Origin of the sequence: Rhodohalobacter sp. SW132 (genome assembly GCF_003390325.1) — a bacterium.
In the GTDB taxonomy this organism is placed as follows: domain Bacteria; phylum Bacteroidota; class Rhodothermia; order Balneolales; family Balneolaceae; genus SW132.
Genome location: NZ_QUOK01000001.1, coordinates 1,059,506 through 1,084,496, shown reverse-complemented (window position 1 = coordinate 1,084,496; position 24,991 = coordinate 1,059,506). Strand labels below are relative to the sequence as shown.

General features: G+C 46.6%; 21 protein-coding genes. 11 read left to right on the top strand and 10 right to left on the bottom strand.

Translation table 11 applies throughout. The annotated features are described in order from the left end of the window. Positions 1-33 precede the first annotated feature (33 nt). The 4 genes from tig to DYD21_RS04640 all read left to right on the top strand — a co-directional run bounded on the left by tig (position 34) and on the right by DYD21_RS04640 (position 4,740). A complete protein-coding gene (gene tig / locus DYD21_RS04655) occupies positions 34-1,335 on the top strand; it encodes a trigger factor (RefSeq protein WP_116033263.1) in 1,302 nt (433 codons plus the stop codon). A gap of 52 nt (positions 1,336-1,387) precedes the next feature. Further along, positions 1,388-2,008: an ATP-dependent Clp endopeptidase proteolytic subunit ClpP gene (gene clpP / locus DYD21_RS04650; protein ID WP_116033259.1), complete on the top strand. Its 621-nt coding sequence runs from the start codon at positions 1,388-1,390 to the stop codon at positions 2,006-2,008. 20 nt (positions 2,009-2,028) lie between these two features. Further along, positions 2,029-3,279, top strand: coding sequence for an ATP-dependent Clp protease ATP-binding subunit ClpX (clpX, locus tag DYD21_RS04645; protein ID WP_116033255.1), 1,251 nt, complete (start codon positions 2,029-2,031; stop codon positions 3,277-3,279). Between the two features lie 189 nt (positions 3,280-3,468). Beyond that, entirely contained in the window at positions 3,469-4,740 is a 1,272-nt protein-coding gene (locus DYD21_RS04640) for a HAMP domain-containing sensor histidine kinase (RefSeq protein WP_233505472.1), read from the top strand. A gap of 34 nt (positions 4,741-4,774) precedes the next feature. Here the strand turns inward: DYD21_RS04640 and DYD21_RS04635 are convergent, their stop codons facing one another. The 6 genes from DYD21_RS04635 to porQ all read right to left on the bottom strand — a co-directional run bounded on the left by DYD21_RS04635 (position 4,775) and on the right by porQ (position 10,051). After that, positions 4,775-5,350, bottom strand: coding sequence for a sigma-70 family RNA polymerase sigma factor (locus DYD21_RS04635; protein ID WP_116033251.1), 576 nt, complete (start codon positions 5,348-5,350; stop codon positions 4,775-4,777). Positions 5,351-5,529: 179 nt separating this feature from the next. After that, positions 5,530-6,255, bottom strand: a complete 726-nt coding sequence (locus DYD21_RS04630) for a CPBP family intramembrane glutamic endopeptidase (protein WP_116033248.1) — start codon at positions 6,253-6,255, stop codon at positions 5,530-5,532. A 15-nt stretch (positions 6,256-6,270) separates the two neighbouring features. Continuing rightward, positions 6,271-7,449 carry a LysM peptidoglycan-binding domain-containing protein gene (locus DYD21_RS04625; RefSeq protein ID WP_116033244.1) on the bottom strand — a complete coding sequence of 393 codons (1,179 nt, stop codon included), beginning with the start codon at positions 7,447-7,449 and terminating at the stop codon, positions 6,271-6,273. A 3-nt stretch (positions 7,450-7,452) separates the two neighbouring features. Then, a complete protein-coding gene (locus tag DYD21_RS04620) occupies positions 7,453-7,806 on the bottom strand; it encodes a tetratricopeptide repeat protein (RefSeq protein WP_116033240.1) in 354 nt (117 codons plus the stop codon). Then, positions 7,793-8,986, bottom strand: a complete 1,194-nt coding sequence (gene aroC, locus DYD21_RS04615) for a chorismate synthase (protein ID WP_116033236.1) — start codon at positions 8,984-8,986, stop codon at positions 7,793-7,795. Before aroC ends, DYD21_RS04620 begins: the two co-directional genes overlap by 14 nt. Before the next feature lie 69 nt (positions 8,987-9,055). Beyond that, complete coding sequence (gene porQ / locus DYD21_RS04610; protein ID WP_116033231.1) at positions 9,056-10,051, bottom strand: type IX secretion system protein PorQ; 996 nt, start codon at positions 10,049-10,051, stop codon at positions 9,056-9,058. 104 nt (positions 10,052-10,155) lie between these two features. Between porQ and DYD21_RS04605 the strand changes: the two genes are divergently transcribed. The 6 genes from DYD21_RS04605 (at position 10,156) to DYD21_RS04580 (ending at position 16,348) form a co-directional block, all read left to right on the top strand. Beyond that, the gene (locus tag DYD21_RS04605) at positions 10,156-10,893 is read left to right on the top strand and encodes an ABC transporter permease (RefSeq protein WP_116033227.1); all 738 of its coding nucleotides are present in this window, start codon (positions 10,156-10,158) and stop codon (positions 10,891-10,893) included. Positions 10,894-10,902: 9 nt separating this feature from the next. Beyond that, the gene (locus tag DYD21_RS04600) at positions 10,903-11,637 is read left to right on the top strand and encodes an ABC transporter ATP-binding protein (protein WP_116033220.1); all 735 of its coding nucleotides are present in this window, start codon (positions 10,903-10,905) and stop codon (positions 11,635-11,637) included. Between the two features lie 16 nt (positions 11,638-11,653). Further along, positions 11,654-12,583 (top strand): MlaD family protein, encoded by a 930-nt coding sequence (locus DYD21_RS04595; RefSeq protein WP_116033215.1) that lies wholly within the window; start codon positions 11,654-11,656, stop codon positions 12,581-12,583. 164 nt (positions 12,584-12,747) lie between these two features. After that, positions 12,748-14,523: a SurA N-terminal domain-containing protein gene (locus tag DYD21_RS04590; RefSeq protein WP_116033211.1), complete on the top strand. Its 1,776-nt coding sequence runs from the start codon at positions 12,748-12,750 to the stop codon at positions 14,521-14,523. 83 nt (positions 14,524-14,606) lie between these two features. After that, positions 14,607-15,725 carry a bifunctional diaminohydroxyphosphoribosylaminopyrimidine deaminase/5-amino-6-(5-phosphoribosylamino)uracil reductase RibD gene (gene ribD / locus DYD21_RS04585; RefSeq protein WP_116033208.1) on the top strand — a complete coding sequence of 373 codons (1,119 nt, stop codon included), beginning with the start codon at positions 14,607-14,609 and terminating at the stop codon, positions 15,723-15,725. A 17-nt stretch (positions 15,726-15,742) separates the two neighbouring features. After that, positions 15,743-16,348 carry a riboflavin synthase gene (locus DYD21_RS04580; RefSeq protein ID WP_116033203.1) on the top strand — a complete coding sequence of 202 codons (606 nt, stop codon included), beginning with the start codon at positions 15,743-15,745 and terminating at the stop codon, positions 16,346-16,348. 464 nt (positions 16,349-16,812) lie between these two features. On the opposite strand, the gene DYD21_RS04575 is transcribed toward DYD21_RS04580, so the two are convergent. The 3 genes from DYD21_RS04575 to DYD21_RS04565 all read right to left on the bottom strand — a co-directional run bounded on the left by DYD21_RS04575 (position 16,813) and on the right by DYD21_RS04565 (position 20,956). Next, positions 16,813-19,614: a putative LPS assembly protein LptD gene (locus tag DYD21_RS04575; RefSeq protein ID WP_147303492.1), complete on the bottom strand. Its 2,802-nt coding sequence runs from the start codon at positions 19,612-19,614 to the stop codon at positions 16,813-16,815. A 14-nt stretch (positions 19,615-19,628) separates the two neighbouring features. Next, positions 19,629-20,579, bottom strand: a complete 951-nt coding sequence (locus DYD21_RS04570) for an ROK family protein (protein WP_116033193.1) — start codon at positions 20,577-20,579, stop codon at positions 19,629-19,631. A 71-nt stretch (positions 20,580-20,650) separates the two neighbouring features. Beyond that, positions 20,651-20,956, bottom strand: coding sequence for a septum formation initiator family protein (locus tag DYD21_RS04565; RefSeq protein ID WP_116033189.1), 306 nt, complete (start codon positions 20,954-20,956; stop codon positions 20,651-20,653). A gap of 86 nt (positions 20,957-21,042) precedes the next feature. On the opposite strand from DYD21_RS04565, the gene DYD21_RS04560 reads away from it, so the two are divergent. Then, the gene (locus DYD21_RS04560; RefSeq protein WP_116033184.1) at positions 21,043-21,891 is read left to right on the top strand and encodes an MOSC domain-containing protein; all 849 of its coding nucleotides are present in this window, start codon (positions 21,043-21,045) and stop codon (positions 21,889-21,891) included. Positions 21,892-22,059: 168 nt separating this feature from the next. Here the strand turns inward: DYD21_RS04560 and DYD21_RS04555 are convergent, their stop codons facing one another. Beyond that, positions 22,060-24,987 (bottom strand): BamA/TamA family outer membrane protein, encoded by a 2,928-nt coding sequence (locus DYD21_RS04555; RefSeq protein WP_116033180.1) that lies wholly within the window; start codon positions 24,985-24,987, stop codon positions 22,060-22,062. Positions 24,988-24,991: the final 4 nt, after the last annotated feature.

The window sequence follows — 24,991 nt, the reverse complement described above, 5'->3', positions numbered from 1 at the left end:
CATCGAAAATTTACCAACCTAAATTAAACACAAGTGGAACTATCGGTTCAGGACATCACCTCCGTAGATAAAGAGATCACCATTAAAGCAGATCGCAGTGATCTGGAGCCCAAGTTTAACAAAGCGTACAAAAAGTACAAAAAAGAGATCCAGATGCCGGGATTTCGTCCGGGCAATGTTCCGGTCGGCCTGATCAAGAAGCGGTTTGGCAAGGAGATCGAAATGGAAGAGATCAACACATACGTTCAGGAAGTGTATGAGAACGATATCGTTCCTGAATACCAACCGGTTGGCGAAACCCAGATGAAAGATCTCTCCTGGGAAGACGACAAGCTCGAAGTTACCTTCAAAGTTGGTGCGAAACCGGACTTTGAACTTGCTGAAATCGAATCCATCACGGTGGACAAGATGGTGCATGATGTAACCGACGAAGAAGTTGAAGAGGAGCTTGAACGAACACTTGAACGCGAAGGTAACTGGGTAGAAGTTGAAGAAGGTGAAATCACCGAAGAGTACCGCGTTACTGTTGACGCCGTTACTCTTGATGATGATGGCAACCCGGTTGAAGGCGAGAAAGATGAAGATCAGAAACTTGATCTTCGCGACGACAGTACCGCCGATTTTCGTGAAAACCTTGTCGGAAAGAAAAAAGGCGATGTGGTGGATGTCTCTTTTGGCGATGAGGATAAAACTGACAAATTCCAGCTTCATGTGAAAAAAGTGGAAAAGATGGAGAAAGCCACTCTCACGGATGAACTGGCGAAAGAACAAAGCAACGGCGAAGCGAAAAACGTCGACGAGTTCAAGAGCTTTCTGAAAAGCCGTATGCAGCAATATTACGATCAATCAGCGGACGACATGTTCCGTCAGGATGCCATGGAGGCGCTCACAAAAGCGCACGATTTTGAAGTGCCCGAAGTGATGGTAAACCAGATTCAAAACTCATACGTTGAGTACGCCAAGCAACAAACCGGCGGTCAGCTCCCTCCCAACTTCAACGAAGAGGAGTATAAGGAGAATCTGAAAGACCAGGCGGCCCGTGAAGGAAAATGGGTCTTTATCAGCGAAAAACTGCAGGAGAAGTTCGATGACATCGAAATCGGCCCTGAAGATATTGAAGAGTTTATCGGAATGGAATCGGCGCGCCATGGTGTACCGGTTGACCAGATGAAAGGCTATTACGCGCAGAATCCAGGTCAGCTCGAAAATCTGAGAAACAGCATACGCGAAAACAAAGTTTTTGATAAATTGAACGATGCTGTTACTATAAATGAACTCTCAAAAGACGAATTTCGTAAGAAGAGAGAAGAAGAGTCAGAAGAAAAAGAATCGTAATCAATTAAAAAGGTCAAAGACTGTGAAACAACCAATTTTAGAAATCCCAACGATGGGTGATATCGCCCAGGTTCAGAACAATCTTGTACCGATGGTGGTGGAAACCACAAGCCGCGGTGAACGCGCATACGATATCTATTCCCGTCTGCTAAAAGATCGTATTGTTATTCTCGGTACTCCTGTGAATGATACGGTAGCGAGTACAATTGTAGCTCAGCTGCTGTTCCTTGAGTCGCAGGATCCCGAAAAAGACATCAATCTTTACATTAACAGTCCGGGCGGAGTGGTATCAGCCGGGCTCGCCATCTACGACACCATGCAATATCTGCGGTGTGATGTATCCACCACGTGTGTGGGAATGGCCGCATCCATGGGGGCTGTGCTTTTAACGGCTGGTGCAAAAGGCAAACGAAATGTACTGCCTCACGCACGTGTGATGATTCACCAGCCGCTGGGCGGAGTTCAGGGTCAGGCGAGTGATATTGAGATTGAAGCGGCAGAAATTTTACGCATCAAGAAAGAACTAACCGGAATCATCGCCGATCATTCCGGGCAAAGCCCAGAAAAAGTCACAGAAGATTCCGATCGTAACAAATGGATGTCTGCCCAGGAAGCCGTGGATTACGGGCTGGTAGATACTGTTATGCGACGTAATTCATCAAATGAGAAATAAAAATTAAAGGTAAAGGCATCATGGCAAAGAAAGACGGCGAATTGGTACACTGCTCCTTTTGCGGGCGTTCAAGCCGGGAAGTAGACTCCATGGTTGCGGGTCCGGAAGTATTTATCTGCAACCACTGTGTTGAAGATGCATCCAGTATAATCGAGAGCGATCTATCCTCTCTCTCCCGGCGCAGAGAGCGTCAGTACAAACCGATGCTTAAGCCTATTGAGATTAAAGCAAAACTGGATGAATATGTGATTGGCCAGGAGGGTGCTAAAAAAGCTCTCTCTGTGGCGGTTTACAATCATTATAAACGAATCTCAGGCTCAAAATCTATTTCCGGTGACGACACCAAAATTGAAAAGAGCAATATTGCCCTGATGGGCCCAACCGGCGTTGGGAAAACCCTTCTCGCCCGAACTCTTGCAGAAGTGATTGATGTGCCCTTCACTATTGCCGATGCTACCGTTCTTACCGAAGCAGGTTACGTTGGGGAAGATGTGGAAAGCATACTCAGCAACCTGCTGCAGTCGGCCGATTACGATGTGGATCGCGCAAGGCGCGGAATTATTTATATTGATGAGATTGATAAAGTTTCGCGTAAAAGCGACAATCCCTCCATCACACGCGATGTTTCGGGAGAAGGCGTCCAGCAGGCGCTGTTGAAAATTCTGGAAGGAACGACTGCAAATATTCCCCCCAAAGGCGGCCGGAAGCATCCGGAGCAGAGTTTCATTCAGCTTGATACATCTGAAATTTTGTTTATTTGCGGCGGTGCATTCAGCGGACTTGAGGAAGTGATCGCACAACGCCTTTCTGTTTCATCGATGGGCTTTCAATCACAAGACCAGGTAAAGTTCGACAAGAATGATCCCGACATCTTTACACGCGTAGAGCCGGAAGATCTGCAAAAGTTTGGCCTGATCCCCGAACTGATCGGCCGTATTCCAATTATCTGCGGCCTCGAGCAGCTTTCTGATGAAGCGATGATCGATATTCTCCTCAAACCGAGAAATGCCATCACCAAACAGTATAAAAAACTGTTCCAGATGGAAGATGTAGAGCTGGAATTTGAAGAGGATGCTCTTAAAGCGGTCGTTGATCGTGCACGGGAACGCAAAACCGGCGCCAGGGGCCTTCGCTCCATACTGGAGGATGCAATGCTCGATATCATGTTTACCATCCCTTCAATGAAGAATGTGAAGCGATGCATCATTACAAAAGAAACCATCGAAAAGAAAGCACCGCCGGTGTACGAAAAGCAGAAAGCATCTGCTTAACGGCATATCAATCTTACGAAAGAATTAAAAAAACCCGAGCCGATAAAGCCCGGGTTTTTTTGTTGATACTTTATTCCGCACGATCCCGCCACCCACTCACGTTAGCAACTGATATTTTATTCGCAAACTCCTGATTGTTTGCTGATATTAATCCATCATTCATTCCGACCAAAACGACCGTACACGGCTATGCAGAATTTATTGCCTTTAAACTGGATTAAAATTGTACTGGTTGCCCTGCTCATTCTCCTTGCGGCAGCCTCTTTTTTTTATAACCGGATGCTTGTTGAGGAACTCCTTGAGCACGAACGGTCCAGCGTGGAGTTGTGGGCAAAATCACTTGCCTTTAATCTCGATCCGGTTCACGACCGTCTCACAAATAACCTGCTGCAATCCATCAGCGTGTTGAGAGAGATAGATGCGGTGCCCGACAGCGTGGTTCGCATGATTGAAGAGGTTGAATCCACCCAGCCCACCCTGCAGTTTGTTTCGGATGAGCTCGTTGTAGATACCCCATTCACGATCCCGACTATTGTCACAGATGAGTCAGGCACAGTGGTTCAGCAGCGATTTATTGATGGTGAAATCGATCCCCGCATGGTTGAACAGTTTGCTGAAATAAATGATCCCATTGTAATATCCAGCGGTGAAGGGGACCAGGGGATGGTGAATTTTGTGTACTTCGGGGAGAGCCAGACGGTGCAGTATCTTCGTTATTTTCCATTTTTGCAGTTTGGATTTCTTGCTCTTTTGATCGGGATTGGATATTTGACATACAGAAGCATCAATCGTTCAGAAAAATCGAATTTATGGGTGGGCATGGCAAAAGAGGCAGCCCATCAGCTCGGTACGCCGCTGTCGAGTATGTACGGATGGGTTCAGCTGCTCAAGGAGAATAACAAGGAGGATAATGAAACGCTCACGATTGTTTATGAGATTGAGAAAGATATTGGGCGGATTAAAGGAATTGCAGAACGCTTCAACAAAATCGGGTCGGAACCGGAACTGAAAAATATACGGGTGGAACCTATAGTGGACCAGGTGATTGATTATATGGTCAGGCGGCTGCCTCAGCTTGGAAAAAATGTTGAAGTAAAGAAATCTATAAAAACGACTGCAAAACTACGCTTAAATCCCGAATTGTTTCAATGGGCGATTGAAAACCTCATCAAAAATTCGATGGATGCAATTAAAGAGTCGAGCAGTGACGCCTTTATATCGGTCAACGTTTTTGAAAATGGGGATAGACTAATCATTGATGTGGAAGATTCAGGCATGGGAATCGACAGAAAGTACATCAATCAAATATTCAGGCCGGGTTACAGTACTAAAAAGAGAGGATGGGGGTTGGGGCTAAGCCTTACGAAACGCATCATCGAGGAATATCACGGCGGAAAGATTTTTGTACTGAAATCGGAAGTGAATCAGGGGACAACCATTCGAATCACTCTTCCGCTCTGACAAAGATTGAAAGTCGATCAGACTTCTTTATCGTTCAATCTTCGATATACCCGCGATTTTCGGCATATTCCAGCAGCTGCGCTTTCAGCAGATTTCGACCCCGGTGTAATCTTGACCGGATGGTTCCAATGGGTACATCAAGCATGTTTGCAATCTCTTCGTACGTGAAATCTTCAACATCACACAGAAGAACTACAGTTCTGAAATCTTCCGGTATTTGATCGAGTGCTTTGGTGATATCGTCATCAATCAGCTCCCGGTACATTGTATCTTCCAGGTCGGAAGTGTCGGTTCGTTCAGCCCGGATGGTTTCGTAAAAGGTGGCCACTTCATCGTAATCAACTTGCTGGGGCCTCTTTGATTTGCGCCGGTAGTTATTGATATATGAATTTTTCAAAATCCGGAAAAGCCACGCTTTAGCATTGGTTCCTTTCTCGTAACTGCTAAAAAACCGAAAGGCCTTAACAATGGTATCCTGAACCAGATCTTCAGCATCATTCGGATCTGAAGTCAATCGCAAACCAAAATTGTACAAAGCATCAAGGTGAGGAATGATTTCCTCATTAAAATCAGCCTGTTTGCGTTGTTCTTTTTTTGTCAGTTCTGCCATCCCGTGTTACCCAGAACAAGAGTGAAAAATTAAATACATAAAGGAAATTACCGATAGTCTAACCGTGATAACTCCTAAATCATTCAGTAATGTAGAAACCAGGCTTCAACGGATCAAATTGATTGTTTCAATACGATGAGTAGGTTTTAATGAACAGTAACTTTTTTGTTCCCAGATAGTTAAAGATTGTAAACCACGATAAGATCATAGAGAGCATGGGTCCAGGCGGCACAGCCAAAACCTCTCATAACATAAATAACATTTAAGGCTAAGCCAAACAAAAAGCGGAATAAGAAGCTGCTAAGAGTGAAGGTATCGGCAAAATCACCTACGTAGTGCACTCCGCTAAATATAACGGCCGCAATGATTGCGGAGAGTATATATGAGCTTTTTTTGGTCTTAAAAAAAAGTTGAAAAATGTAGAAAAGGCCCGAAACAAGAATCACCCTGAAGAATAATTCTTCATAGAGCCCGGCACCCAGTGAGAGTGCATACAACTGAAGTTTTGATAGCTGCTGCAGATTCCCCTGCAGGTTCATGTTGAGAAGAGCCTCTAAAAATTGTGAAATTAACAGTGCGATGAATACGGCATACAGAAAACTTTCAACAATTAACCAGAAGAAATAGCGCCTTTTAAGAGAGGGGAGTGATCCGCGTTTTCTGAAAATGATTATGGCTCCGATTACAGCAGCAAGGCCAAAAGTTGCTGTCAGTCCGTTGATGCCAAAGTAAGCGAAAAATGTTTGGAACCAGATATCCACAGAGATGCGAACCATCTGTTCCTGCCCCGCTTGTGATAGCCTGATCAACAGTTCATACAGCAAAAATAGCGGGAGTGCTAAAATATAGCTGTAGTAAATCCCTGATGTTTGCCTGAAGTAGGTTTGCGCAGCGTAATTTTTCAATTCGATATTTCTTTACTACTGATCGAGATAGACAACAACGTTCGCCTGTTGAATAGAGGAAAATCCAAGCATGCTAAATGCTTTATGCGATAGTTTGATCCCGCTGCCAGAGGTCCGGTCGTTTATCCGAACATATACGCCACGATTGTTATCCGGGTTTTCGATATACACCACATTTCCGAGAGGCATATTCGCATGGCCTGCGGTCAGATGATCAGGGTTATACAATTCTCCGCTGGTAGTGGGTCCGGCTTTGTCAGAGTCATTGTAGACGGTTACGGGTACTTCCCCAAGGTTGTCGAGTGAAGCTCCTTTCCGATATGGATTTTCAAACGACCGCGATGGCGGCAGCAAAACGGTAATGCTCTGGCCTGAAGAGAGGGAACTTATGTTCAGGTCCGGATTCAGAGCACTCAGTTCATCTTCACTCATCCGAAATTTTTCTTTAATGTCTTTTAAAGATTCACCCGATTCAATGTGGTAATTAACAAATTTACCCTGTGGTGTGGACTCTTCAGCTCCTTCTGCAATAGATGGTGCCGTTTGAACATCCCGGACTGTAATCCGCTGACCAACATTAATTACATCAGACTGAAGATTGTTTAGGTTTCGCAGCTGAGCCACAGTCATGTTGTGTTCGCGTGCAATTTGGGTAAGCGTATCACCGCTGCGAACAGTGTAATAAGCAGTGCCGCGCTCCTCACTTCTGTCTCTGACAATGGACTCTCGCGCCTGATCTTCCTCATCTGCCTGATCGATCTCTGACGGGTCGGGCAGAGTTTCCGTTCGTTCATCAGCCGGTTCAGCCTGATAAATGGTGAGTTCCTGCCCCGTACTAACCTGTACGGCTTCTAAATTATTCCAGGTTTGAATCTCAGCAATCGTCACTCCATACTGCCGTGAGATACCAAACAGTGTTTCGCCGGATTGAACCGTGTGAGTAATGGCATCCTGATCGGTAGGCGGACCAACAAGAAGTTCCTGCCCGGGGCTCAAATTGTCGGAATCAAGGTCGTTCCAGCGCCTTAAGTCTCCAACGGCTACATCATATTCGCGCGAGATACTGAATAACGTTTCCCCGCTTTGAACGGTATGGGTTTGTCCGGCTTCCTGGGCGTATACAGTATCGGCGTATAGCGAAAGTGTGAGAGCGATGATCGCTGCAGAGAGTATCAGTAAAATTCGATGTAGCATGGGTTAATCGTCCATTTCAAATTGAAGCTGCAAAATTGCTTCGTGAAGTTCAGATTTTGTTCTGAGATCATTTTTTTTGGCGGCAAGCTCTGTTCCGTCACGAAATAGTTGCAGAGCTTCATCATACAATCCGCGTGACTGGTAAAGTTTGCCGAGATGGTAGTAAACGCCCAGGTACTCAGGATCTTGCTTTAAAACCGCCTCAAAAAGAAGTTGCGCTTTTTCAACGCGGTTCTCCTTTAAGAGTTCCAGTGCAAGTGCAAATTTTGAGAATGTATCATCGGGGTTCTGCTGTACAGCTGTAGCCAGATGTTTAATTCGATTGTTATTTTTACTTTTACTGCTATTTGAGGTCATACCCGGTCTCTTCACTGAATCGCTTACGGATAATATCCATTGAGTCGCCGCCAAACCGCTCGAGAATTGCATTCGCAAGAACCGGTGCTATGACGCTTTCGGCCACAACAACAGCTCTTGGAAGCGCACAAACATCCGAGCGTTCATAACGGGTGTCTTCCACTTTTTTAGTCTCCAGATCGGCCGTCTTCAGTGGTTTGATCATCGTGGGAATCGGTTTCATCACGCCACGCACAATCATCGGCATTCCGGTGGTCATTCCACCTTCCACTCCTCCGGCGCGATTGGTTCTCCGCTTGAAGCGGTTGTCATAGTAAATTTCGTCGTGCACATCGTGACCCTGCCTGTGCCCCGCCTCAAAACCAAGCCCGATTTCAACCCCTTTCATCGCCTGGGTACTCACAATCGCCTGGGCAATCTGTCCGTCAATCTTCCGGTCCCAGTGCACATAGCTGCCCAGTCCGGCGGGCAGACCTGTCACCAGGATTTCATAAATTCCGCCAAGTGATGTACCCTCTTTTCTGCGAAGTTTGATCTCTTCACGCATTTTTGCACTCAGGTCGGCATCCAGGCAACGGACATCAGATTCATCTGCTGCATGATAAATCTCCTCAGCATCTTTATCGAGATAGGGATCCGCAATTTTGCGCACATCTTCCCAGGAGTTGTAGCCTACACTTCCGATTCGGATCACATGCCCGCCAATCCGGATTCCGAGTTCGCGAAGAAATTTTCTTGCCACCGAACAGCATGCTACCCGCATGGCTGTCTCCCGTGCGCTCGATCGTTCAATCACCGGCCGGATATCATCAAAATTATACTTTTGTGTACCCACAAGGTCAGCGTGTCCCGGTCTCGGTAGTGTGATTTTTTCAACATCACCCCGCGGACCCTCTTTGGCCATTACTACAGGCCAGTTGCTTTTATCCTTTTCATAGGCGCGATTGGGCATGGTGAGTGCAATCGGGGCGCCGGTAGTTTTGCCAAAACGAACACCGGATTGAAATGTGGCGCGATCTTTTTCAAACGCCATGCGTCCGCCCCTCCCATATCCTTTCTGACGGCGTACCAGGTGTTGTTCAATTTCATCTTCTGTAATTTCAAGCCCGGCTGGCGCTCCTTCAACAATACCGGTCAAAGATGGGCCGTGTGATTCACCGGATGTAAAATATCGAAACATAATCTGCGTTTGGTTGAGTTAGAGCAATTAAGATATAAAGAGTAAAGGTGGGAATAAATCGAAAATAGATCATAGAAACTGGCGAATTGGTAGCCCGATTCCAAGCTGTACAACACTGCCCATATCACTGAAACTGGTTCGTGAAAAATCAATATCCATTCTGTTAAGATGAATTCCCACACCGAAACTCAGCCCGGCACCATCAATCCGTTTTCCGGTTTGGGTTTGCCCGTGAAGCCAGTAGTCATAGCCAATTCTCCCGGTGATCCGTTCCCCGAATAAAAACTCTGCACCGCCCAGCACATGGCGTGACAGGTTTTGAAAAAATGATGGGTCCTCTACATCATTGGGATTATCAAGATTCCAGTTATTGAGTCTCTGGAGCGTTAAGTGTAGACGCACGGGAAGATATTCAAACCGATGAACCACACCAGCTGCAATGTTCAGTGGTAAAGGTTCAGATATTCCGTTATAGGTAGACAGCTGGGTACCGGCATTATTCAAATAAAGGCCAATAGAAGTTTCCCTGTCTGCAAAGTTGTAGAGCAGGCCTCCGGAAAGGGAAACCGCGGAGGATTGATATCCGGCTAAGGAAGAGTAAATTCCGGTGACGGAAACCCCGTAGCTTAACGACTCCGACAGCTGATCAGAAAAACCGGCAGTTAATGCAAGATCGTTTGCCGCAGCTGAACCGGTTTCATTGCCAAACTGATCGTAACCGGTCATGTTTCCATAATTCAAAAAGCGTATAGAAGCGGAAGCCGTACCGTAGCCGGGGATCGAAAACGCGTAACTTGCTGTTCCAAAACTTATATCGCCGAGATGGTTCAGGTACGAAAGGTGAAGTTCATCAGTTTTGGAACGGCTTAGATTTGCCGGGTTAGATATAAATTGCGAGGATTGCGGCTCAATAAATGCAGCGTGAGCCCCTCCGAGAGCAGCTGAACGCGCATCACCACTAAGTTCAAGAAACCGGAACACACTATCACCGGTCTGCTGAGCTGTTGCTGCAGAAGAGAAAAGCAGAAAAAAGGTAAGAGGTAAAATAAGCCTGAAAATCGTCACGGAAATAGAACCACAATTGGAAAAAATGTTTCGTAATATAACTAAAATCAAACCACCGGAAAGAATAAACGGGCATATCGCCTGAAGATTTTATTTATCATCGGATGAAGGCATTTCAAGAATTAGGTAAATACACTTCTCTGTTGTATCAGTCCCTTCGCTCATCAACAGAGTTTGGAACATACAGAAAGAGTTTTTTCCATGAGATGGTGAAAATCGGGTACGATTCCGTTCCGATCATCATGCTTACTGGATTTTTTACCGGATCGGTGATGACGATTCAATCCGCTTACCAGCTCGATTCGGCCTTCATACCACTTTCGACGATCGGGGCCATTGTTTCAGAATCTATCCTGATTGAGCTCGCTGCCGTTATATCGAGCCTGGTACTGGCAGGTAAGGTGGGCGCACGAATTGCAACTGAACTGGGCACCATGCGTGTAACCGAGCAGATTGATGCCCTGGAATCGATGGGGTTTAACTCGGTCTCTTTTTTGGTGGTTCCGCGCGTGCTTGCCGGTATTTTGATGTTTCCCGTATTGTATATCGTGGCAAGCGTGTTTGGAGTAGGTGGCGGACTTCTTGCCGGAGTATTCACAAATACCGTACCGGCAACCGATTATCTGCAGGGAGCCCGCATGTATTTCAGTCCGTGGACTCTTATCTTCGGGTTTGTGAAAATGTTCGTTTTTGGTTTTATCATTACCTCCATCTCCTGCTACAAGGGATATTTTGCAACCGGTGGCGCAGAAGGAGTGGGAACAAGCACAACCAACGCAACGGTATTAAGCTGTATGGTAGTGTTGCTGGCTGATTTTCTGCTGGCTGCACTCCTCTTGTAAATCATTATTATGATTGAGATAAAAAATCTTTCGAAAAGTTTTGGTGATCTGCTGGTTTGGCAGGATGTGTCGTTCACGATTGAAGATGGCGATACCGTGGCAATTATCGGCAGATCAGGGTGCGGTAAGTCGGTTCTGCTGAAACACATCAACGCGCTGCTTTACCCTGATACCGGTACTGTTTCTATTGACGGCAACAATATTCATGATATGGATTATGTTAGTCAGCGTATACTAAGGCAAAAGTTCGGTATACTTTTCCAGGGATCTGCACTATTTGATTCCATCAATACGTTTGAGAACATCGCATTTCCGCTCAGGTACTTTACCAATTATAGTGAAGAAGAGATTGAAGAAATGGTAATGAACGCACTTAAGCAGGTTAACCTTGAGAACGTTCACGATAAGGAAACTTCTGAACTTTCAGGAGGTATGCGGAAGCGCGTCGGGCTGGCACGTGCGATCATTCTCGAGCCGGAATATATCATGTATGATGAACCAACATCCGGGCTTGATCCGCAAACATCAGATGAAATTAACGAATTGATTATCCGGATGGCAGATGAGCTCGAAATCACATCCGTTGTTGTTACCCACGATATGCACAGTGTATTGGAAGTTGCAGATAAGGTGGCTTTTTTAGATCAACAAAAACTAAGCTGGTTTGGAAGTGTGGAAGACATGCGAAAGAGCGAGCATAAAGAACTCGAAACATTTATTCGGGCCAGCGAATATCAAATTTAACTCATTGAGGTAACCATTGAATATCAGCAGCGAAGCGAAAGTTGGAATAACAGTTTTACTTGCAGCCATTGCGGCCGTAATTGGATTCCGGTTTATGTCGGATGTACCTATACTCCGGCAGTCTCTGGATGTAAAAACTACATTCGAGCGCGTTGACGGCCTTGGGACAGGAAGCCAGGTTCTTGTACGCGGGGTTAAAGTAGGCTCTGTGAGCAATGTGCAGCTTACTGAGGCGGACAGCGTTGAGATTACCATGCGCCTCGATATGCAGCGACCCCTGCCGCGCGGTTCGGTTGCATATCTTACATCGCAGGGCTTAATCGAAGGTAAATCAATTGTTATTCAGCTCGGCTCATCATCAGAAACCGTGGAGTTTGGAGAGAGCATTGAAGGTGTATATGTTGAAAGTATGCTGGAGACACTGGGCAGCCGGGGGGATGAACTCGGTGATGACTTGTCGAATACATTTACAGAATTGAACCAGTTTCTTGCTCAGCTCAATGAAACATTCGACGACGATGCGAGGGTTTCGATGAATCAAACGCTGCGCAGTACTTCCCATGCAACCGAGCGAATTGCGGAAATTCTGGATAACAAACAGACCGAAATTGATCTCGCGATCGAATCAGGGAGCTCCATGCTCGCTCATCTCGATACCCTTGCCTCGGAAAGTCGTCCTCGAATCGATTCACTTATGGTAACTCTTGAAAAAAATATCAGCGACCTTGAGCAGATTCGAATCGAACTGGAAGGCGCTTCAACCGGTTTAAATGAAATCATCGAGAAAATTAATAATGGCGACGGCACACTGGGTAAAATGGTGAACGATCCATCTGTATACGATAACCTGGATGAGCTGACCAAAGAACTAAACGAGCTGGTAAAAGGTATCAATGAAAATCCGGGCCGGTACCTGAGGCACATGAGTATCATTGAAATTTTCTAAAATCACCGCTCAATTTTCAATTCCCTTGTTCGTTGCTATTATTACGAGGTTATCGTAACTTTTCAGGCTGTCTGCATAAATCTGCAAGAGGCTGCAGAATTGCAAATAACGAAATTGTATAACACGTAATCAACTGTTAACAAAGCTGTATTAGAGGAATTTTTATGGGAGTAATGGAAAAAATGAGAAACAGTACCGCATCCATTTTGTGGATACTGATTTTCTCTTTCGGAATACTTTGGGTACTTGCTGATGTGGACTTTTTTGGCGGGATTACCGCCGGACCCTCTAATATGGGTTCTGTAAATGGTGATGGAATCTCTTTTGAGGAGTACAACCAGCGGGTAAGTTTCTACACGGATGAGTACAACCAGACTCAGGATGGAATTATGACAGCCGAAACCCGTGCCGCACTCGAAGAACAGGCTTGGGATGACCTGGTTGCTGCACGGCTGATGCAACAGAAAATGAATGAAATGGGAATTTCGGTAACCGACAGAGAACTGCTTAATATGGTTACCGGTGACAATCCCGCGCCTTTTATCCGGCAGCAATTTCAGCAGCAGGATGGCACGATCGACAGAGTTGCACTTCAGGCCGCAATTGACGCACCTGAAAACAGTGAGATCTGGATTATGATTGAACAGCAGTTGCGTGACGACAGGCGGCAACAGAAGATGAACAACTACATCGGGTCCGGCATGCGGGTAAGTAATCTCGATATCAGGAACCAATACATAAGAAATAACTCCTTTGCGGATATTGAATTTATTCGATTTCCTTATGCCGATGTGGCTGACGACGAGATTTCTGTTTCAGAAGACGAAATGCGCAGTTATCTCCGGAATAACCCCGATCAATTTCGCAGAAGTGAAACCTACCGCTTTCGATATGTGAGCTGGGACATCACACCAACCTCAGCAGACACTGCAAACGCAATCCGCGATGTTGAAGAGATGCGGCCGCGTTTCGCCGAAGCAGAGAACGACTCCCTGTTTTTCGAGAGAAACTTCTCAGCAACACCTTTCAGAGGAGCATTTGTTGATCCCGAAAGTATCCGGGATGAATATCGTCCCGTTCTTGATCTTGAAGTAGGGGAAGTTTCGGAAGTGCTTATGATTGATGACGCTCCGCATATTTTGAAGAAAATCGACGAACGTAACGGTGAAATTAAATTTGCTGCGTTCTCATACCCGGTTGAAGCTGATCCGGTTGCAACTATCGATCGCCGGGCAGAAAGTGCGCGCGATTTTGAATTCTACGCTGAAGACGAAGGCTTCATGGAAGAAGCTGAGCGCAGAGAGTACGAAGTGAGAACTGCAACAGCGACGAAAGGAAACAACTTTATTCCGGGACTGGGGCAAAGTCAGCAGACACTGATGGAGCTTGAGAGCATGCGTGTAAACTCCATCTCCGATCCTATCGAATTGGATGACCAGTTTATTGTTATTCAATTGCAGGAACGAATTCCGGAAGGAACACGGCCTTTTGAGGAAGTTCGTTCACAGCTTGAAAACATTGTAAGAAACAACAAACGAAAATCTGCGATGCTTGAGCGTGTAAGAGATCTTCACGGATCCGCATCGGAACTGGAAGATCTTGCTGAAGCAGCCGGAAAAGAGATCCAGATTGCTGAAGATCTGCGCATGAGCGCTAATTCAATACCGGGCGCAGGACGCGAACCGGGTGTTATCGGGCGTGCATTCGGTATGGAACCGGGACAGGTATCTGCCCCGATCGAAGGTGAAAATGCCGTATTTGTACTTCGTGTAAACGACATTACCATGGCAAACCCCGATGAGATGACAAATGCGAATCGTACTCAAATACGAAACCAGCTCGAGCAGCAGAAATTTGCTGCTTTCAGCCAGATTTTTATTGATAAGCTGAAAGAAGAAGCAACCATCCGCGACAACAGAAACCGTGTGATGAGCAGATAACACAGTATACCTGATATGAAATTTTCAAAAAAGGGCGAGAATCATCTTCTTGCCCTTTTTTATTTTAACCTCAGCTTCTCTGAATGAACAAAGAAAAAGATACAATCTGGATGCAGCGGGCGCTCACGCTTGCCGGTAAAGGGAGAGGCTACACATCCCCCAACCCCATGGTAGGCTGTGTGATTATATCAAAGAGCGGAGATATTATTGGTGAAGGATACCACAGGAGATACGGGGAGTCTCATGCCGAGGTTGAAGCCGTCAAATCCGTAAAATCCAGATCCGCACTAAAGGGTTCTACGGTTTATGTTACGCTTGAACCGTGTGCCCACCACGGCAAAACTCCGCCGTGCGCAGAAATGCTCGCAGATCTTCCCCTGGAACGGGTGGTAGTAGCTATGAAGGATCCGTTTCCTGAGGTAAACGGCAAAGGAATCTCAACTCTCAAAAAGAACAGCATTGCTGTTGATGTAGGCCTGCTTGAGAATAAGGCGAAAGAGATAAACGAAGCGTGGCTTCACTATGTGGAGTTTGGCAGGCCGTTTATAACACTGAAAATGGCACAGACCGCAGATGGATACATCGCTGCGCCCAATGGAGATTCCAAGTGGATTTCTTCGAAAGATTCACGGACATTGGTTCATCAGTGGAGAAGCGAACAGGATGCCGTGCTGGTTGGCCGAAATACAGCCATGACCGACAACCCCTCATTGACAGTCAGGCTCACAGAAGGGCGACAGCCGCGGCGTGTTGTGATCGACGGCCCCTTTGCACTGCCGGAAAACCTGAACCTCTTTACGGATCAATATGAGGAGAAAACCATTGTGTTAACGCACAATCGGAAGAAAGCGGAATCCAGCGCCGACCCGATGCTCAAAATGTTTAAGCAAAATTATTTCCGGGGTGAAGTTTTAATTGTAGACGAAAAAGAGGGTCACACGGATCTCAGACAATCTATGCAGAAACTTGGTGATATGGGGATTACTTCACTCCTGGTTGAGGGTGGAAAAGATCTCTCCACAGCCTTTTTGAAAGCGGGACTCGTTGACCGGCTTCAGTTGTTCATCGCTCCAAAAATCCTGGGCGGCGGAACAAAAAGTATTCAGGGACTTGGAATGAACCGCATGGAAGATCTGGTTCCATTCAGAGAGTTCAACTGGTCCCGTGTTGGCCCCGATATGTTATTAACAGCAGATTTATAAATTATACAGGAACTATTATGTTTACTGGAATTGTATCAGAAGTGGGTGAAGTTACCGACGTCAAGCCACTTGAAGGCGGCGTGCAAATTTCTATCGCCTGTAGTTTCTCCACAGATACACATATTGATGAGAGTATTGCGGTAAATGGCGTATGCCTGACCGTGGTTTCATTTGATAACGATACGTTTACGGTTCAGTGTGTGGAAGAGACACTCCGCAAAACTTCATTCAGCGCGATCAAAAAAGGGAGCAGGGTTAACCTTGAGCGATCCTTAACACTCGAAAAAGCGATTGAAGGACATATTGTCCAGGGCCACGTGGATACGGTAGGTAAGGTCCATTCAATCCAGCAAAACGACGCCGATATCTTAATTACAATTAAGTATCCTGAAGAGTATATCGATTACATCGTGGGCCGCGGCAGTATTGCGATTGACGGTATCAGCCTCACCGTGGCGCGAAACGAGGAGAACCGCTTTACGGTTGCCATCATCCCTTACACATGGGATTTCACAACTCTTTCTTCAAAAAAAGAGGGCGACCCCGTAAATCTTGAGTTCGACATTTTTGGAAAATATATCGTACAGTACCTAAAAAGACGGGAGACATCAAACGGAGATTAGCAGCCGTAGGATACCAAAAGGATATCTATATTCTAAAACCCATTGCCACGAGTGTTGTGTCATCATTGAAGCGAAAGGGGTGTGGGATGTGTGGATCCGCACCGGATGAATTCGCTTCATCCGGTGAGTTGTCCGACCTTTACATTCTGGTCTGAGTTCGATTGTTAAATCATGAATGTAACCCACCTTTAATAAAGGGCACCATTTTTATACCACTTTTATACCACGCAAGCTGGTGTTTTTCCAGTCCCGACTATCGGGGCGAGATTGATAGGGATGTTCATCAGATCTTGGTAAAAACCAATGGACCCCCCTCTAAATCTCCCCTTGTTAGGGGAGACTTCTTCATGGCTAATTCAAAAATATTATTAATCGAACTCAGGTTGGCAGATTAACATCTTGCCCTATCCACTCATCCGATGACGTGAAGTCAGCGGATGAGGAAAATTTCTTTATCAGACAAATCAGAAGCGTGGAGGCGGGCGTCCTGCCTCCCTTGAGCTTCTTTCGAGATTGTTCAGGCCCGGCAGTTTCTGGAACAGACTTGAAATCTGACCGCTCGATAAAGAGAGCCTGAATGAGTAGTACTGATTATCTCCAAATGGGTTAAACTGGAACGAGAGATTCCAGCAGACCATCTGCCGGTTCAGCCGAAACTGGGCCGGGGTAAGCTCTTTTTCGATAAAATCATACCCAAGACGTGTAGATACACTCCACTTTGGGGTAAGATTAAACTGAATATTATTAGCATTCAGCGTAGCGGTTTGATTGGCATCCTGACCAAACCTGTAGTTCCAGCGATAACTGAAATCCAGTCCGAGACTCCACGTGGATTGAATGGGCTGAACAGGCTGATCGTTGAAATACTGGTCGATCGGACTGAAAAACTGCTGGTTATACGGATCATACGGCCGGTAGGGAGGTGTCGATATACGCGGCCCGCGTTCACCTCCGCTAAAACTGGTGGAAGCGCTCAGGCTGTAACTGAGCGGCTGCAAATATTTATCCCCGGCATTCCATATAAATGTATCGATTTGCTGGCCGTTTTCATTTCTTGCATACAGTGAATAATTGGCGCTCGCTTGTAACCGGATTCCCTCCAGCACCCTCGAACTTACCGAGACATTCACATTTCCGAATTTCAGACTGTCAGCCGCAAAGTTGTAATTCGAGTTGATTGAAAGATTATCAATCAGCCGGAGATTTGTGGTTTGAACTTCTCCTGTGGAATCGCGCCGAACACGTTTGGTTTCAAGAATATTAGTGACCCCAAAATTAATCGTTCTCTGCTCACCACTTGCCGGACCTCCAAAAACTTCACGATCAAAACGTGAAAACTGCCGTGTTGTACCTGTAGTATCTGTTTGAACTTCCTGATAGAATCCCCAGAAATCATCTGAAAAATCGGGGCGGTAACTCAAACTTACACTGGGACGAACGGTGTGCCTTAGCCCTTCGAAATTGCCAATTGACATCTGTGAAATCCCATAAAATGTGGTGGAAAAATTCAGGCTGGTATTAAAATCACGTGCGGTTGCAAATCCCATCTCACGAAATTCTTCAACCCGGTTCTCTTCAGGGTTAAATTCACGCCTTGTTGTTGTTGGGTACCAATACTCGTTGAAATCCAAATTTGCACTTACATTGATGAACTGGCTTGGTACCAGCTGTCCGGCCCTCACCTGTGCCCGCTGAACAAATCCATACTGAATGTGGCGATCATCGCCTGTTGCCTCACGGTACTTTTGGGGATCGAGCAGTGCTTCAAACCAATTCACTTCGGCCTCCTCCCGGGCGATTGGCGTAAAATTAAAGTTCGACCTGAAATTATTCCGGTAGCTCACCGTAATCCGCTCATACCATCGCTGATCCATTGTGCCGGGACGATCGGTTTCAAATGGCGAAAATTGCCGCATTGAAAAATTCATTTCCGGGCCGGTCAGCCTTGCTACATTGGTATTGAACTGCTGATTTAAATTGGACGTCAGCGAAAAGTTATAATTTCCTTCAGGATGATTATACCGGTAGCTGACCCGTGACGTACTGCTTGTTTGTGCCCTTTCATCAATATCCAGTGAGTTGCGCTGAAAATAGTTTGATGTATTCAGGTTAATATTCGCAGAAATATTGGCATAGGGAGAGAGCTGCTGGTCGTGATTAATTGCAAGTCTTTTACTGACCGTTTCAGCAAAATTCAAATCTGTGGGTTCCAAACCCTGTTCACGAGAATAACCCAACGTGATACTCCCGTTATATTGACCTGTTCTGCGATATTGAATGCGGTTATTGCTGAAAAAAGTACCGGATGTGAAAATATCAACAGACGCTTCACCTACGAGATACTCATTAAAAATCTGGAACCAGCCAAGGTTTTGCAATCCAAGCCCGCGCGATCCGGTATTCTGAAAGAGATATGTAGGTTCCAGCAATCCCGACTGCCGCCTGTCAATTCCGGCGGGAACGTAACCAAATGGGAAAACCAGCGGGTAGGGGATATCAAGAATATAGAGACGGGCATTGGTAAAAAAGATTTCATCCTCATCCACAACCTTCATCCGCTCTGCCCTGATGTAGTAATACATATGATCGGGCGGACAGCTCGAATAGATTCCGTCTTCAATAAACACTTCAGTCTGGGACACATTTTTCACCTGTGTTCCAATTACATAACCATCAGGCACCTCAATTTCGGCAACTTCAAATTTACCCTTCTCTGTCTCGTAATTGAAAAGAATCCGCGTGCTTTTCAGATCGCGGTTGGCCTGTCTGAGGACGGGATATGAAAGGGTATCTTCAGGAGTTTGAGTTTGCGCTTCCACCTGGTTCAAACGCAGATCGAGATCGATTTTGCCCGCATCAAGAGCGCCGCTTTCGTGTGTTACATTTGCTGATCCGTAGAGATACCCTTTTCTCTGTTCTCTGAAATTAAAAACGAGCGAATCGCGTGCCTGAAAATGAACCACATCACCGGTGGCCTCCCCGCGTGAACCGGGACCCTGACCTTGCGGTCGCTGGTCAACCTGCCCCGGCTGCTGCTGACGCTGTTGCATAAGTTCGTCCAGATCGGGGCGGGTTTGAACAGTATCTGCATCTGTTGGAATGGGTTCATCTACCGAAACGGTATCGGAAACGACGGGTGGAATAGTATCATTTACAGCCGCCTGAAGTGTATCCGTTACCGCTTGACCGTGAATTTGCGCAGCTCCGTAACCCAAAAAGAAGAAGGCGAATAGCAAACTGTAAATTGGGCGTAGAGGGTGCTGCATATACTCAATTTAGATCAGCTTAGCGCTTCAAATGCAAGACTTGCAGCGCCAAGCAGTGCGGCTTCATTACCGAGTGATTCATAAATTATATCAAAATCTTCCAGAAACGGGGGCATCAGAAACTTTTCGGCGGTTTCTTTAGCGGGATCTAAAATCCAGTGGCCGGCTTTTGCAACGCCGCCACTTACCACAATCTTGCGAATATCCAGAATATGGATATAGTTTACGATCGCGTAGCCAAGTTTTTCACCGGAACTTTTCAGAATATCAACGGCAAGCTCATTCCCATCATCAGCCGCCCGAGAAAGGTCAACGGGCTCGAGCTTCTCAAAGTCTGTATGAAATTTTTCGTAGAGCGGATTGTCGGTATGTTGCCGAATTCTATCAGCTGCATAACGGCTTAAAAACCGCTGCCCCAGGTACGCTTCAATGCCTCCGCGGGTGTTGCTGTTGGAATGCGGACCGTGGTAATTGATGATCACATGGCCGAGCTCACCGGCCGAACCGGTAGTGCCCCGATAAACTTTATTATCATAAATGATTCCCCCGCCAACGCCTGTTCCGAGCGTTATCATGATAAAATCATTGATATCTTTTCCTACTCCAAAACGGGCAGAACCCAGTGCAGCCAGGTTTGCGTCATTATCAATGACAGCATTCAAACCAAGCCGGCTTTCTATTTCATCAGCCACATTTTCAATTTTCCAGCCGGGGAGATTTGGCGGATTTTTAACTGTTCTTCGGTCGAGAGTTACCATTCCCGGCAAGCCCATTCCAAGACCTACAGGTTCTGCATTTTCTTCTTTAATTATAGCTTTTACTTCCGAGGCGATTCTATCAAAAATGTGAACTTTGCCCCGGTCTGCTTCGGTAGGTACAGATTTTTTTGTGATAAAGCCCTTGTCTCTGTCAACAAGAGCAAGTTTAATATTTGTACCACCTAAATCGATGCCAATTGAAACCATCGCTAAAGTTTATTTATTGTAGGATTGACGCGAAAATAGTGAAAAAAGAGGTAAACAACGGCATCCAATCTCTATTCCGCTGGTTTGATGCGATAAACCGTTTCACCGGGCTTGCGCATGCCATACTCCTCTCTTGCTATTTTTTCAAGCAGATCCGGATTATCCTCAAGAGTTGATATCTTCTGTTTCAGCTCATCACTCTTTTTTTCAAGCTCTTGTGTTCGTTCAACCAGGTTCTTTTTTTGAGTTTCCAGCTGGTACCGGGTAGATAAACTATAAGTATCAAAAAAAGTAAACCACAGGATAAAAAAACCGGCCAATAGACCAATTAAGAACGATTTTTTCCAGTAAAGCGGGTTCAGGTGTTTGGTAATCATCTTAAATCTGTAAATTTAACATAGAAATTAGCTTAAAATAGCCCGTTAAACAAATATTGAAGCATTAAATGCAGTAGTTTTAAACGATGAATTTAAAAATCTCTCAGCTTTATAGTTATCCGGTTAAATCGTTACGCGGTTTGAAATTGCAGGAATCGAAACTAACCGTACGCGGATTGGAGTTCGACCGCAACTGGATGATCGTTGACGAAACTGGTACGTTTGTTTCTCAGCGTTCTCAGCCCGCGATGGCTTTATTATCGGCAAACCTGCAGAATAAACAACTGATTCTTACCGACAGTAATGACGGCCAGATTTCCGTTGATTTTTCAACAGATCATAAGCCTGAACTTCAGGTCGAGATATGGGGCGACCGGTGTGAAGCATTTGATGAAGGGGACGATGTTGCGAACTGGCTTACCCAACGGCTTGATACAGATGAGAGCGAAACCTACCGCCTGGTGCGAATCCGTGACTCATTCCAGCGGCCGGTTGATCCGGAATTTCTGAAAGACGAAGAGGCTCACACTGCTTTTGCGGATGGTTTTCCGTTCCTGGTTACAAACGAACGTTCACTGGATGAATTGAACCAAAACCTCATTGAAACCGGGGCAGAACCGGTAACCATGGACAGGTTTCGCCCGAATATTGTGATCGATGGCCTCCCGTCTTACCAGGAAAATGAGATCCACACACTCACGTCTGGTGATGAGAGATACAGTTTAGGGCTGCGGAAGCCGTGCAAACGGTGTAAAGTTACCACGGTTGATCAGATTACGGGAGCGATCAAAAACCCAAAAGAGCCGCTCCGTACGCTCACACGAATGAAAACCATCCCGGAAAGCAGAGGAGCGTATTTCGGGATGAATTCTATCCTCACATCCGGCACCGGCGAAACAATCCGCGTGGGTGATCCGCTGCATATTCGTTCGTAAACGAGTGATTAATCTTAAGACATTATTGTGTAAAATTTTCAGAAGCTTAAATGCCTTAAGCAGGGTATGAATGTTTTTTAAAGCTCCCCTCCTTATGGAGTGTATTTGCGATATAGGGAGGGGGCCGGGGGTGGTTCAGAAAGGCCGGATACTCAAATTTAACTCATATTAAAACGGTACAACCGCCCGAACCCTGTAATAAAAATCGTAATCGGCATCAGTGAAGAGTTCCTGCGCCGGCTGGGCAATTCCAAGAGAGTGCGTAAACCCGACACCCAGCAGCACTACCCTGTTTTTGATTTCAGCGCCGGCACCCCAGCGGGTTTCCGTGCCGGTGGTTCCATCCGCAAAACGGGCGTTCCAAACCGTACCCGCATCAGAAAACAGGGAGAGCGATGTGGATCCGAAACGGATCAGCCCAAGAATCTGCGTATTTAATGATGGCAGAAACGGCATCCGGTATTCCACGCTTCCAAACGCCACCTGTTTTCCGGCCACAAAACTGCGATAGCCGCGAACCCGGTCTGCTTCATTGAAAAGTGTAAACGGCACTTCCGTCGGCAGGTTCAGGTTGATGTTATCATACCGGCTAAACCCGATAAAATCCTGGGCAAGCGGATCGCCCCACTGCGCCTGGAATCGTCCGTGTAAATAGATCCGGTGCAGGCCGATGGCCGGGCGAATTGTGTAGGCATTTAGCTCAGCAGTGAGAAATTTCACATCAGACCCAAGGATTTGTTCAGCGCCCGTGAGCGATGCGCGGAAACCGGTGCCGTCGAGCGGATGGATCAGGTTATCCCGCCAGGGTCGCTGCTTTTTCACCTGAATGCCGAGACGGAGGTCAGTCTGCCGGCCTTTTTCGGGAACAGGGGCCTGAAAGGTGTCGCTGAACTCTCCGCGCTCATACGGACGAACAAGAACATGCCGCAATCGCCCGAAAAGAGAGCCCGACTGATAGGGAGCTTCAAGCCGGTCGAGTGGCCAGCGGGCCTGGATGTCACCGCCGGTCATCTCTTCAATCAAAAATCGATCCCCGTAAAACCGTGCGCTTTCAGGCAGCCTGTAGATCGAAAAACCAAGGAATGGATAAAGCTGATTGTTCAGGTACGTGAGCGATCCGAATGAGTTCCGGGCGGGATCTTTGGCCGACACCCAACCCAGCGCAGAAACCGTGTGTTTACCGAGCGGTTCAACCCAGTTGGTGGTAGCAAAAATTCCGTAATCATCCCCGGCGTAATACGGCAGGGCTATGGAGGCTGCGTGTGAGAGATTTCTGAACGAACGGTAATCTGAACGAGACTGAATCAGCGTGGGGTCGGGATCGATAAATGACGGAATCTCTTCCGGTGGTGTATGTGTGCGCCAGCTTGCATAACTCTGTTCGATTTGAATATCCGGCTCGTGTGGAATTCGGTCCGCATCAACCCAAAATGCGCTGTCGTTCCGCTTGGTTTCGCTTGCTTTGATAAGAAGTTTCGGGGATTCAAGGGTATCGCTTTCGGAAATCCAGCCATAAAGCTCACCGCCAGTGAATAAATTCGTTACCCGTCGCTCAGACTGATCGCTGAAATTGTACACAAAAACATTCGGCACTTCATCGCGAAGTGACGTGTAGGCAACAGATTCGCCATCGGGGCTTAGTACCGGTTTCCGGTTGTCATGCAGAGCGTCATCAATTACAGTTTCGCTGCCGGTTTCGTGATGAATCAACACAAGGTTTCTATCCCCATTTTCATCAAACCGATGGACCAGCCAGCTATTTTGTGATGGCACGCGTATCAGCCAGAGAAGCTGTACATCGCCCCGGTATGCGGTGATCCGGCTTTCTTCACCCGTTTCCAGATTCAGCTGAAAGAGATTTCCTGTACCGTCTTCATTGACGATATAGGCGATGGTTTGTTCATCAAATCCGTCAACCGGGAAGCGGGCGCGGCGGCTGTGTGTGATTCTCTCTTCGCGGCCGGTTTCGATGTGGAATGCATGAATATCATTCACAATGGATGAATGTCCTCCCCGGACTTTTCTGGAATAGTAGATCGTTTCTCCATCCCGGCTCCATGAAAGATCGGTGTTAATACTCCCTTCCGCCAGGAATTCAGTTTTGCGGGTGGAGTCGTTCTGAACAGAAAATAGTCTGCGAACCGGCCGCTGCATGGATGCCAGGGATAGTACAGCAATTTTCTGATCGTCCGGACTGACGGCCATATCATAATAAAACTGGCCGGGAAGAGAGAACGGATCGGCCTGCAGAGAATCAACACGCTCCATCTGCGAAGCCATGGTATTGTAGTATATGTTCATGTGTTTTCGCCATTCTTCACGAAAATCGGAGTAGGAATCTCCGGTGATTTCACGAAACGCCCGTGTGAAGTCGTGGTAGTTCCAGATGCCAAGAAAAGAGTTTCTGTGGGTGAAGAGTTCAGCAAGAGTTGAGTCGCCCCGGGTTTCGGCAAAGTAGCGCAGTTCAGAATTGCCGGTAGCATAGAGCAGCCGGCCGTTTTCGATCGACAGGCCGTCGTTGTAATTGGGCCGGCTGTCGAAGATCGCTTTGCGCAGCCACCTGTCGCCCCGTTGTGAATCCCACTGTTCGGTTTGATATTGCGCCAGTCCTTCCGTCCACGCCCGGGTAAAAGGCTCTCCAACCACAAACTGCCACATACCCATGTTCGACCGCGTTGCCTCGAAATGAAATATATGCCCCAGTTCATGCGCCACAACCTTTCGGAGCCACTTTTCACGGCCGGTCCAGATTTCACTGTAATCGTTCGTATTGACCCAGATATTAGTGTAGCTTTTGCCGATTGGCACGGCAAAACCATTGTTAATTTCATCCTCATCAGAAAGATAGATCCGGATTTTATCCTCAAACTCCACGTTCAAATTTGCAGCAAGCACGCGGTACGACTCCTCCGCGATTGGCGCCACTTCGGATTCAATTCCCGATAGATGTGCCGGGTAGATAATCCGGAAGTGCTCTGTTTCAGCCTCTTTCCAGTCTATTTCCGGGTGATTTCTGCCGTTATTTGCATTAAAACCCTGCGCGTAAATTTCAGCAGCAAACAGGGAAAAAAGAAGAAGGATCAGTAAATTTTTCATAATC